We start from the raw sequence: 11,761 nt of genomic DNA, 5'->3' as shown, positions 1-11,761 counted from the left end.
GGCACCAAGATCGGCGTGGACGACGGCGGCACCTACACCGTCAACCAGCTGCTGCACGGATTGCTGATGCATTCCGGCAACGACGCGGCGCACGCCCTGGCCATGCAGCTCGGCGGCATGCAGCAGGCGGTGGAGAAGATCAACGTGCTGGCCGCCAAGCTGGGCGGCCAGGACACCCGGGCGGCAACGCCGTCAGGGCTGGACGGGCCCGGCATGAGCACCTCGGCCTACGACATCGGCCTGTTCTATCGCTACGCCTGGCAGAACCCCACCTTCGCCGACATCGTCGCAACGCGGACCTTCGAGTTCCCCGGCCACGGCGACCATCCCGGCTACGAACTGGAGAACGACAACCAGTTGCTCTACAAGTACCCGGGCGCGCTGGGAGGCAAGACCGGCTACACCGACGACGCGGGCCAGACGTTCGTGGGTGCGGCCAACCACGACGGACGACGGCTGGTGGCGGTGCTCCTGCACGGCACCCGGCAGCCGATCGCCCCGTGGGAACAGGCGGCGCACCTGTTGGACTACGGGTTCGGCACGCCGATGGGCACCCAGGTCGGCACGCTGATCGAACCGGATCCCTCGCTGCTGCCAGCCAGGCGCGACACCGCCGCCGACCGGCGGGGCAACGGCGGCCAGGCCGCCGGGCTCATGTCGTCGGCGGACGCGCTGCCCGTACGCGTGGGCGTCGCGGTCGCCGGCACCGTCATCGTGTTGAGTTTGATCATGGTCGCACGCTCGATGAACCGCCGGCCGCAACACTAGACTTCGTGCATGACCTCACCCCTGTACGAGGACGCCAACCTCACGCTGGATGAGCACGGAATCACCATCCACCGCTATTACTTCCCCCTGGGGGGCCACAAGCGGATCGCGTACACGGACATCCGCAACGTCAAGGCTCAGCCCATGACCTGGAGTTCCGGCAAGGGCCGATTATGGGGAACATCCGATCCGCGGTACTGGTTTCCGCTGGACCTTAAACGAGGAAGCAAGCAGACCCTGCTGATCCTCGACGTCGGCGCCCGAGTGCAGCCATGCGTTACGCCCGAGGACCCCGACCGCGTCCTTGAGCTGCTGCGCTCCCGGGTATCGGTCAGCTGACCGGCCGCTCGCGGGGCCTGCTGGTCGGGCTCACCGCCGCCAGCGTCGGCGTGATTTTCGGCTACGACCTATCCATCATCGCCGGCGCACAGCTGTTTATCGCCGAGGAATTCGGGCTCACGACACAGCAGCAGGAACTGCTGACGACGATGGTGGTGATCGGCGAGATCGTCGGAGCCTTGGGAGCCGGTGTGCTGGCCAACGGGATCGGTCGAAAAAAATCGATCGTGCTCATCCTCGTTACTTATGCAGTCTTCGCGCTCATGGGTGCGTTCTCCGTCTCGTTCCCCATGCTGCTGGCGGCCCGATTCCTGCTGGGCTTGACGATCGGCGTGACGGTGGTGGTCATCCCAGTTTATGTGGCGGAATCTGCTCCCGCCGCCGTGCGGGGCTCGCTGCTGACGGCCTATCAGATGGCGATCGTCGGCACGCTGATCGTTGGCTACCTGACCGGCTACCTGCTGGCCGGCACCCACAGCTGGCGCTGGATGCTGGGCCTGGCCGCCGTGCCGGCAATGTTGCTGATTCCGTTGGTGATTCGGCTGCCGGAAACGGCCCGGTGGTACCTGCTGAAGGGCCGGGTCGCCGACGCCCGCGCCGCACTCCTGCGCGTCGAGCCCACCGCCATGGTCGAGAACGAGCTCGCCGAGATGGACCGAGCCTCGGATGAGGGCAGCGGTGGCTTGTCCGAGATGCTGCGGGAAATGGTTCGCCCGCCATACCTTCGGGCCACCGTCTTCGTGGTCACGCTCGGCTTCCTGATCCAGATCACCGGCATCAACGCGATCATCTATTACAGCCCACGGATATTCGAAGCCATGGGCTTCACCGGCAATTTCGCGCTGCTGGCCCTGCCGGCGCTGGTCCAGGTCGCCGGCTTGGCCGCCGTGTGCACGTCGCTGCTTCTCGTCGACCGCCTGGGGCGGCGGCCAATCCTGTTGTCCGGCATCGCGATGATGGTCGTCGGTGACATCATCATGATGGCGGTCTTCAACCAGGGCCACCTCGGCGGCGCGGGACTTGTTCTGGGGTTCGTCGGTCTGCTTGTCTTCATCTTCGGCTACACCATGGGTTTTGGTTCCCTGGGGTGGGTGTACGCGAGCGAGAGCTTCCCCTCGCGGTTACGGTCCATCGGGTCGAGCACCATGCTTACCTCGAACCTGGTTGCCAACGCGGTCGTCGCCGCCGTCTTCCTGACGATGCTGCATTCACTCGGCGGCACAGGAACTTTCGCGGTGTTCGCCGTCCTTGCGGTCGCCGCTTTTGTCTTCGTCTTCCGGTATGCGCCGGAGACCAAGGGGCGCCAGCTCGAAGAAATCAGGCATTTCTGGGAGAACGGTGGCCACTGGTGAGCACGTGATGCTGATCACCGCCGGAACCATCGTGCTCGACGGGCATGTCGGCCGGCCGGGATGGTTGGCGACCTCCGGCGAACGGATCCTCGACTGCGGCCCCGGGCCGCCGCCGGGGCCCGCCGACAGCGAGTTTCCCGATGGCACCGTGGTGCCCGGGTTCATTGACATGCACGTGCACGGCGGAGGCGGCGCGTCCTACACGGACACCTCCCATACCAGTGGCGGCATCGCCGACGCCGCGGAATTTCATCTGCGCCACGGCACCACCACCACGCTTGCCAGCCTGGTGACTGCCTCGCCCGGTGAGCTGATCGCCGGAGTGCTCGCCCTCGGGGAAGCCACCCGGCGGGGCACCGTGGCGGGCATCCATCTCGAGGGGCCTTGGCTCAGCCCGGCTCGCTGCGGGGCGCACGACCCCTCGCAGCTGCGCCATCCGGACCCCACCGAGATCGATGCCCTACTCGCCGCGGGCGACGGCGCGATCCGAATGGTGACTCTCGCGCCCGAATTGCCCGGTGCCGATTCGGCAATTCGTCGCTTTCGCGATGCGGGAGTTGTTGTGGCCGTTGGTCACACCGACGCCACCTACGAACAGACCCGACAGGCCCTTGCCGCCGGTGTCACGGTCGGCACTCATCTGTTCAACGCGATGCGGCCGCTGCACCACCGCGAGCCGGGGCCCGCGCTGGCGTTGCTGCGCGACGCCGACGTGACGGTCGAACTCGTCGCCGACGGCGTGCACGTGCACCCCGACGTCGTGCATGCGGTTATCCAGTGGGCGGGGCCCGATCGGGTGGCCCTGATCACCGACGCCATGGCCGCGGCCGGTTGCGCGGACGGAGCGTTTCGGCTCGGCGCGGTGGCAATCGACGTCGCATCCGGCGTCGCGCGAGTGCGCGGGACGTCGACAATCGCCGGCAGCACCGCGACGATGGATCGGCTGTTCCGCGGCGTGGCCTCGCGGGCGGGATTGGCCGCCGCCGTGCAGATGACCTCGGCGACGCCGGCACGCGCCCTCGGGCTCGAGCGGGTGGGGAGCCTGCGGGCCGGCTACGACGCCAATGTCGTTGTGCTCAACAGTGCTCTGAGAATCACCGCCGTCATGGTGCGCGGCAGCTGGCGGACAAACGGCTAGTGCGGTCGCGTGTCACACCCGATGTGGCGGGTGCCCGTTAGCGGAGCCAGCGAGCCAATCGCGAAAACGCCAATCCCCCAAGGACTCCCACGACCATCGCGGTCAGTGTTCGACGGGCGCCGATCCCCTCGTCGGGCTGGACCCGCGGCGCGATGATCGCGGGCGGCGGCGGGGCGACGGACTTGGCGCGGGGATCGCCCGAAGCGGTTGCGGCCCAAGCGGTTGCGAACAGGACGAGATAGGCGGTGATGTAGGAGAACACCATCAAGCCCAGCACCGGCCCGAACGCGGCACCTGCCGGACTGCGCAACACCACCCGCAGGTAGATTGAGGCCACCTGTTTGAACAGCTCCAAGCCGGTCGCTGCCAACAACCCGGCCCGCATCGAGTCGAGCAGGTTGACCTTTTGGCGCGGCAGCCGCGCGATCATCCAGGTGAACAGCATCCACTGCACCAGCAGGGAAACCAGTATGGAAACGGCCCTGAACACCATGGTGAACACCGAGAATTCCGGTATGTGAAGCCATCTCAGTACCGCGCGCATCGGCTCTTCGTGGCCGAGGGCGGTGAGCGCGAGAGTCGCCGTGATCACCGCGAGGGTCCCCACCATCGCGAGCAGGTCCGATAACTTGTTGCGCACAAAACCCGGTGATTCGAGGTTATGCTCCCACCACATCTGGGTCACCGCCTGCCTCAGGTTTGACATCCAGCTGAGCCCGGCCCAGGCCGAGGTGGCCAGACCGATGACACCGACAGACGCGCGCGCCTCGATCGCCGAATTGATCAATTCCGTCAGTTGCTGGCTCAAGGCACCGGATACCGAGGACCGGATGTGGTCGTCGATGGTGCTCAACAGCTGAGGCCGCCGGGAGAGGAAAAATCCACCCGCCGCGAAACCGACCATCAGCAAAGGAAATAACGCGAAGATCGTGTAATAGGTGAGGCCCGCGGCGAAAAAGCCGCCGTTGCGCTCGTCGAAGTGCCGGTAGGCGCGAACGACATGGTCGAACCACGGGAACCGGGCGCGCAGCCGCTCGAGGATCCCGGGCTTGGCCGGCTCGCTCATGTGAAACCTAGTCCCCTGGCGGAAGGAAGCCGAGTCGATCGTAGACCCGCGCGACAGTCTTGTCCGCCACCTCCTGGGCGCGCTGGGCCCCCGATGCCAGCACCGCCTCCAATTGGGCGGTGTCACCCATCAATTCGTCGACCCGGGCTTTGATCGGGCCGACGAACTCGACGACGGCATCGGCGGTGTCCTTTTTCAGGTCACCGTAGCCGCGGCCCGCGTAGCTCTCGACGAGCTTGTCGACGCCGACTCCGGTGACCGCCGACTGGATGCTCAACAAGTTGGAGACGCCGGGCTTGGCGTCGGTGTCGAAGCGGATCTCGCGCTCGCTGTCGGTCACCGCCGAGCGAATCTTCTTGGCCGACAACGCCGGATCGTCGAGCAGATTGATCAATCCCGCATCGGTGGACGCCGACTTGCTCATCTTCGACGTCGGATCCTGCAGGTCGTAGATCTTCGCGGTGATCTTGGGGATGAGCACGTCGGGAACGACGAAGGTGTCCGGGAAGCGGCTGTTGAACCGCTGGGCGACATCGCGCGCCAGCTCTAGGTGTTGGCGCTGATCCTCACCCACAGGCACCAGGTCACTGTCATAGGCGAGCACGTCAGCGGCCTGCAACACCGGGTAGGTGAACAGGCCCACGGTGGTCGAGTCGCTGCCCTGACGCGTCGACTTGTCCTTGAACTGTGTCATCCGCGATGCCTGCCCGAAACCGGTGAAGCACCCCAGGACCCAGGCCAACTGGGTGTGGGCGGGCACCTGGCTTTGGACGAAAACCGTGCTCCGGTCGGGATCGATGCCCAGCGCCAGGTACTGGGCAGCGGTCACCAAGGTCCGGTGTCGCAGCGCGCCGGGGTCCTGCGGGATGGTGATGGCGTGTAGATCCACCACGCAGAAGAAGGCTTCGTATTCGTCCGGGTGATCGTCCTGCAGGGCCACCCACTGGTTGATGGCGCCCAGAGCGTTACCGAGGTGGAGCGAGTCCGAGGTGGGCTGCACGCCGGAGAAAAGCCGGCTAAGTCCGGTGGCGGTGCTCATGATGGACGATCTTTTCACGCCGGGCCGGCGGGGCCCGCAAAAGGCTGGGGCCACCGGCGCTGGTCGCGGTACCGCCGGTATCACCTTGGTAGTGTCGAGGTCATGACTCGACGCCTGCTCGACTCCTTACCCGCGAGCTCCGCTCGCTCGCCGTCGTCTCCGCGTCGTCTGGTCGACTCCTTGCTCGCGAGCTCCGCTCGCTCGCCGTCGTCTCCGCGTCGCGAGCCGATCCACCTGGGCCCCCGAGATGGCTCGGGCGAGCCCGTTCTGCTGTTGCACCCCTTCCTGCTGTCCCAGGCGGTATGGGAGGACGTCGCCCAGCAACTGGCCGACACCGGCCGCTACGAGGTGTTCGCCCCGACCATGGCCGGCCACAACGGCGGGCCGCGGGCGGGCACCTGGTTCTTGTCCTCCGCGGTGCTGGCCGATCACGTGGAGCGCCAGATGGACGAACTGGGGTGGAAAACCGCGCACATCGTCGGCAACTCGCTGGGCGGCTGGGTCGCGTTCGAGCTGGAGCGACGGGGACGCGCGCGCAGCGTCACCGGTATCGCCCCGGCCGGCGGTTGGACGCGATGGAGCCCGGCCAAGTTCGAGGTGATCTTCAAGTTCATCCTCGGCATGCCGTTGTTCGGGCTCGCCTGGTTGTTCGGGCAGCGTGTGCTGCGTATGCCGTTCAGCCGCCGCTTGGCCACCTATGCCATCAGCGGGTCGCCGGAGGGCGTCAGCGAGCGCCAGTTGTCCGGCATCATCGACGACGCGGGCCACTGCCCCGCCTACTTGCAGCTGCTGGTCAAGGCGGTGCAGCTGCACGGCCTGCGGGAGCTCGCAGAGACCGCGGTTCCGGCGTACCTGGTGATCTGCGAGAAGGATCGGGTTGTGCCCTCGCCCCGCTTCAGCCGGCACTTCACGACCCATCTGCCGGACGACAATCACCGGGTGACCAAGCTCGAGGGCGTCGGGCACATCCCGATGTACGAGGCGCCCGAACGCATCACCGAGCTGATCGACGAGTTCATCGCGCAATGCACGCAGGACACCCGGGGGGCCCGGGAATCCGCCGGCTAATCGGCGCCGGCCAGCCTCTTTTCCAGGTTCTCGGCGATGCAGTTGAGGAATTCCTCGCTGTTCTGCCACTCCTGCTCGGGGCCGATGAGGATCGCGAGGTCCTTGGTCATCTTGCCGCTCTCGACGGTGGAGACCACCACCTCTTCCAGTTGCTGGGCGAACCCGACGACCTCCGGCGTCTCGTCCAGCTTGCCGCGGTGTTGCAGTCCCCGGGTCCAGGCGAATATCGAGGCGATCGGGTTGGTCGAGGTGGGTTTGCCTGCCTGGTACTGCCGGAAGTGGCGGGTAACGGTGCCGTGCGCGGCCTCGGCCTCGACCGTCTTGCCGTCGGCCGTCATCAGCACCGACGTCATCAGTCCCAGTGAGCCGTAGCCCTGCGCGACGGTGTCGGACTGGACGTCACCGTCGTAGTTCTTGCATGCCCACACGTAGCCGCCCTCCCATTTGAGGCAGGCCGCGACCATATCGTCGATCAGCCGATGCTCGTAGGTCAGTCCCTCGGCCTCGAACTTGTCCTTGAATTCCTCGTCGTAGATGCGCTGGAACTCGTCTTTGAACATGCCGTCGTAGGCCTTGAGAATGGTGTTCTTGGTGGACAGGTACACCGGCCACTTGGCGTTGAGTCCATAGGCGAACGAGGCACGCGCGAAATCGCGGATGGACTCCTTGAAGTTGTACATCCCCATCACGACCCCGCCGTCGGCAGGAATGGACACCATCTCGTGCACCATCGGCTCGCTGCCGTCGGCGGGTGTGAAAGTCAAGGTGACGGTTCCCGGCTGGTCCACCTTGAAGTTCGTCGCGCGGTACTGGTCACCAAAAGCGTGCCGCCCGATGACGATTGGCTTGGTCCAGCCCGGAACCAACCGCGGCACATTCGATATCACAATGGGCTCGCGAAAAATGGTGCCGCCCAGGATATTTCGGATCGTACCGTTGGGCGACAGCCACATCTTCTTCAGGTTGAATTCCTGGACGCGGGCCTCGTCGGGGGTGATGGTCGCGCACTTGACGCCGACGCCGTGCTTCTTGATGGCGTACGCCGCATCGATGGTCACCTGGTCGTCGGTGCGGTCGCGGTGCTCGATGCCCAGGTCGTAGTAATCCAGGTTGATGTCGAGATGCGGCAGGATCAGCATGTCCTTGATGAGCTTCCAGATGACGCGGGTCATCTCGTCGCCGTCGAGCTCTACCACGGGGCCTTTGACCTTGATCTTGCCGTCACTGGACATCTGCGTCCGAATCCTTCAGCCGTCGGGAGCTCGCTGGGAGCAGGTGCTCGTGAAGGCCAGCCTACAAGCAGGGTTTACCGGCCTCCCAGCGCACGTGAGCGGCTCTATTGGCACCGACGCGCCGCCATGGGTTACGCTTCAAGTCGGTCATGAGCGCCAGCGCAAAGCCCCGGCTTGCTGGCCGGCAACCCTCCAACCGCGGTGGGGTGCCCCGGGTGATGACCAGGTTGAGTAGCCACCGGCTATCCGGCAAGCGCGGGTCCGCCATGACGGGCCCCTGACCAGAGGGGAAACGTGATGCGCAGTCACCAAGCTCATTCGCGCCTCATTGTGTGTCGGCGGTAACCGAATCGCCCCCGACTGACGTCATCACCGATGGCGTCGCGGGCGCCTGCGAGTACCCCGACACCGATTCAAGCCTCTCAACAGAAAGCCCCGCTGATGAGTCCCGATACCAGCACCGACAGCACAACCGAACCTGATCCGACCGCGCATTGGTCGTTCGAAACCAAGCAGGTACACGCCGGCCAGCGTCCCGATCCGGCCACCAACGCCCGCGCCCTGCCGATATACCAGACCACCTCATACACGTTCGACGACACCGCGCATGCCGCCGCCCTCTTCGGGCTCGAGGTGCCTGGAAACATCTACACCCGGATCGGCAATCCGACCACCGACGTGGTCGAGCAGCGGATCGCCGCGCTCGAGGGTGGCGTGGCCGCCCTCTTCCTGGGCTCCGGGCAGGCGGCCGAGACGTTCGCCATCTTCAACCTCGCGGGCGCCGGGGATCACATCGTCTCCAGCCCCCGACTGTATGGCGGCACCTATAACCTGTTCCACTATTCGCTGGCCAAACTCGGCATCGACGTCAGCTTCGTCGAAGATCCCGACGATCTGGACTCCTGGCAGGCGGCCGTGCGCCCGAACACCAAGGCGTTCTTCGGCGAGACCATCTCCAACCCGCAGATCGACGTGCTGGATACCCCCGGGGTGTCCGGAGTTGCCCACGCCAACGGCGTACCGCTGATCGTCGACAACACCGTCGCCACGCCCTATCTGATTCAGCCGTTCACCCAGGGCGCCGACATCGTGGTGCATTCGGCCACCAAGTACCTGGGCGGCCACGGTGCCGCGATCGCCGGCGTCATCGTCGACGGCGGCACCTTCGACTGGACGCAGGGCCGTTTCCCCGGATTCACCACGCCCGACCCCAGTTACCACGGTGTGGTCTACGCCGAGTTGGGACCGCCGGCCTACGCGCTCAAGGCCCGTGTGCAACTGCTTCGCGACTTCGGTTCGGCCGCTTCGCCTTTCAACGCATTCCTGGTGGCTCAGGGCATCGAGACGCTGAGTCTGCGCGTGGAGCGCCACGTCGCCAACGCGCAACGGGTCGCCGAGTTCCTCGAGAGTCATGACGGCGTGCTGTCGGTGAACTACGCGGGGCTGCCCAGCTCGCCGTGGTATCAGCGGGCGAAGAAGTTGGCGCCCAAGGGAACCGGCGCGGTGCTGTCGTTCGAGCTGGCCGGCGGTGCCGATGCGGGCAAGGCGTTCGTCAATGCCCTGAAGCTGCACAGCCACGTCGCCAACATCGGCGACGTGCGCTCGCTGGTGATCCACCCGGCGTCCACCACGCACGCTCAGCTGTCACCGGAGGAGCAGAAGGCCACGGGCGTCAGCCCCGGGTTGGTGCGGCTGGCCGTGGGCATCGAGGGCATCGACGACATCCTGGCCGACCTGGAGCTCGGCTTCGCCGCGGCCCGTAAATTCGGGGCCGAGGCGGCCGGCGCCACCGTGGCGGCGTTCTGAGAGTTCTGACATGACGATCTCCGACGTGCCGACTCAGACGCTGCCAGCCGAGGGCGAGGTCGGCTTTGTGCACATCGGCTCGCTCACCACCGAAAGCGGTGCGGTGATCGACGATATCTGCATCGCCATCCAGCGCTGGGGCGAGTTGTCTCCGACGCGTGACAACGTGGTGGTGGTGCTGCACGCGCTCACCGGCGATTCCCACATCACCGGGCCCGCCGGTCCGGGGCATCCCACGGCCGGCTGGTGGGACGGGGTGGCCGGGCCGGGGGCGCCGATCGACACCAACCGCTGGTGCGCGGTGGCCACCAACGTGCTCGGGGGTTGCCGCGGCTCCACCGGACCCAGCTCGCTCGCCCGCGACGGCAAGCCGTGGGGTTCCAGGTTTCCGCTGATTACGGTGCGCGACCAGGTAGCGGCGGACGTCGCCGCGCTGGCGGCCCTGGGCATCAACCGGGTTACCGCCGTCGTCGGTGGATCCATGGGGGGCGCAAGGGCTTTGGAATGGATCGTCGGCCACCCTGACGAAGTCGGGGCGGGGCTACTGCTGGCCGTCGGCGCACGCGCAACGGCGGACCAGATCGGCACGCAGACAACCCAGATCGCGGCCATCAAGGCGGATCCGAACTGGCAGGGCGGGGACTACCACCACACCGGCCGGACACCGGATGCCGGGCTGACTATCGCCCGACGCTTCGCCCACCTGACCTACCGCGGCGAGCTCGAGCTCGACACCCGGTTTGCCAACGACAGCCAGGGCGACGAGGACCCGGCCCCCCCATTTGGCGGTGGCCGCTACGCGGTGCAGAGCTATTTGGAGCACCAGGGTGAGAAGCTGTTGGCCCGTTTCGACGCCGGCAGTTATGTGATCTTGACCGAGGCGCTGAACAGTCACGACGTCGGCCGTGGTCGCGGCGGGGTCGGTGCAGCACTGCGCGGGTGCGAGGTCCCCGTCGTGGTCGGCGGCATCACGTCCGACCGGCTGTACCCGTTGCGTCTGCAGGAGGAGCTGGCCGAACTGTTGCCGGGCTGCACCGAACTGCACGTCGTCGACTCCATCTACGGACACGACGGCTTCCTGGTGGAATCCGAGGCGGTCGGCGAATTGATCCGCAAGACACTCGATTTGGCCGAGAGGGAAGGCGCATGCCTTCGGTGTCCACGGTGACCCGCTCGAGGCACGACCGCTCGCTCTCCTTCGGCTCGGCGGCCGCTGCCTACGAGCGAGGCCGCCCCTCCTATCCACCGGAAGCGATCGACTGGCTGATACCGCGCGGCGCGCGCCGGGTGCTCGACCTGGGTGCGGGCACCGGCAAGCTGACGACGCGGCTCGTGGAGCGCGGACTGGACGTGGTGGCCGTCGATCCGATTCCCGAGATGCTTGAAGTGCTGCGCGCCTCGCTGCCCGAAACCCGTGCGCTGTTGGGCACGGCGGAAGAGATTCCGTTGGAAGACAACAGCGTTGACGCGGTGCTGGTGGCCCAGGCATGGCATTGGGTGGATCCCGAGCAGGCGATTCCGGAGGTGGCTCGCGTGCTGCGGCCCGGGGGCCGGCTCGGCCTGGTGTGGAACACCCGCGACGAACGGCTGGGCTGGGTGCGCGAGCTGGGCCAGATCATCGGTTCCGACGGTGACCGCGGCCGCTTCGACGTCGAACTCTCCACGTCTTTCACCGCGCCGGAGCGTCATCACGTCGAGTGGACGAATTACCTTACGCCGCAAGCCTTGATCGACCTGGTGGCGTCCCGCAGCTACTGCATCACCTCGCCCGCCGGGGTCCGCACCCGAACACTCGAGCAGGTGCGTCAGTTGCTGGCCACCCATCCGGCGTTGGCGAATTCGACCGGCTTGGCGCTGCCGTATGTCACCGTGTGCATCAGGGCGGTGCTGGCGGACTGAAGCGTCCAGCACCCAAACGTCGTTTTCCGGACCAGTCCCACTGGGCCGCATGGT

The 11,761-nt window shown here is 66.4% G+C and carries 10 protein-coding genes, 1 pseudogene and 1 riboswitch; of the genes and pseudogenes, 8 read left to right on the top strand and 3 right to left on the bottom strand.

Going from position 1 to position 11,761, the window contains the following annotated elements; all coding sequences use genetic code 11:
* The 4 genes and pseudogenes from JO059_RS04880 to nagA form a co-directional block, all read left to right on the top strand.
* Window positions 1-768 (top strand): annotated as a pseudogene (locus tag JO059_RS04880) (D-alanyl-D-alanine carboxypeptidase); the annotation flags it as partial.
* Window positions 769-777: 9 nt separating this feature from the next.
* Window positions 778-1,107: a hypothetical protein gene (locus JO059_RS04875; protein ID WP_293314975.1), complete on the top strand. Its 330-nt coding sequence runs from the start codon at window positions 778-780 to the stop codon at window positions 1,105-1,107.
* Entirely contained in the window at window positions 1,095-2,459 is a 1,365-nt protein-coding gene (locus tag JO059_RS04870; protein ID WP_366516150.1) for a sugar porter family MFS transporter, read from the top strand. The genes JO059_RS04875 and JO059_RS04870 overlap by 13 nt, the downstream gene beginning before the upstream one ends.
* Window positions 2,460-2,463: 4 nt before the next feature.
* Window positions 2,464-3,597 (top strand): N-acetylglucosamine-6-phosphate deacetylase, encoded by a 1,134-nt coding sequence (nagA, locus tag JO059_RS04865; protein ID WP_293314979.1) that lies wholly within the window; start codon window positions 2,464-2,466, stop codon window positions 3,595-3,597.
* A gap of 37 nt (window positions 3,598-3,634) precedes the next feature.
* Here the strand turns inward: nagA and yhjD are convergent, their stop codons facing one another.
* Both yhjD and trpS read right to left on the bottom strand, forming a co-directional pair.
* The gene (gene yhjD, locus JO059_RS04860; RefSeq protein WP_293314974.1) at window positions 3,635-4,663 is read right to left on the bottom strand and encodes an inner membrane protein YhjD; all 1,029 of its coding nucleotides are present in this window, start codon (window positions 4,661-4,663) and stop codon (window positions 3,635-3,637) included.
* 7 nt (window positions 4,664-4,670) lie between these two features.
* The gene (gene trpS / locus JO059_RS04855; RefSeq protein ID WP_293314973.1) at window positions 4,671-5,702 is read right to left on the bottom strand and encodes a tryptophan--tRNA ligase; all 1,032 of its coding nucleotides are present in this window, start codon (window positions 5,700-5,702) and stop codon (window positions 4,671-4,673) included.
* Between the two features lie 267 nt (window positions 5,703-5,969).
* On the opposite strand from trpS, the gene JO059_RS04850 reads away from it, so the two are divergent.
* Entirely contained in the window at window positions 5,970-6,770 is an 801-nt protein-coding gene (locus JO059_RS04850; protein ID WP_293314978.1) for an alpha/beta hydrolase, read from the top strand.
* Here the strand turns inward: JO059_RS04850 and JO059_RS04845 are convergent.
* Window positions 6,767-8,002, bottom strand: a complete 1,236-nt coding sequence (locus JO059_RS04845; RefSeq protein WP_293314972.1) for an NADP-dependent isocitrate dehydrogenase — start codon at window positions 8,000-8,002, stop codon at window positions 6,767-6,769. The two genes, JO059_RS04850 and JO059_RS04845, sit on opposite strands and share 4 nt — an antisense overlap.
* Before the next feature lie 145 nt (window positions 8,003-8,147).
* A riboswitch (SAM riboswitch) is annotated at window positions 8,148-8,264 on the top strand.
* Between the two features lie 179 nt (window positions 8,265-8,443).
* On the opposite strand from JO059_RS04845, the gene JO059_RS04840 reads away from it, so the two are divergent.
* From JO059_RS04840 to JO059_RS04830, 3 genes are read left to right on the top strand one after another with little or no spacing between them, the layout of a single operon-like run.
* Complete coding sequence (locus JO059_RS04840) at window positions 8,444-9,808, top strand: bifunctional o-acetylhomoserine/o-acetylserine sulfhydrylase (RefSeq protein WP_293314971.1); 1,365 nt, start codon at window positions 8,444-8,446, stop codon at window positions 9,806-9,808.
* Window positions 9,809-9,818: 10 nt separating this feature from the next.
* Entirely contained in the window at window positions 9,819-10,976 is a 1,158-nt protein-coding gene (locus tag JO059_RS04835; RefSeq protein ID WP_293314970.1) for a homoserine O-acetyltransferase, read from the top strand.
* Entirely contained in the window at window positions 10,973-11,707 is a 735-nt protein-coding gene (locus JO059_RS04830; RefSeq protein ID WP_293314977.1) for a class I SAM-dependent methyltransferase, read from the top strand. The genes JO059_RS04835 and JO059_RS04830 overlap by 4 nt, the downstream gene beginning before the upstream one ends.
* Window positions 11,708-11,761 lie beyond the last annotated feature (54 nt).

This window comes from Mycobacterium sp., from assembly GCF_019247615.1.
Lineage (GTDB): Bacteria > Actinomycetota > Actinomycetes > Mycobacteriales > Mycobacteriaceae > Mycobacterium.
This window is presented reverse-complemented; position numbering and strand designations above follow the sequence as displayed.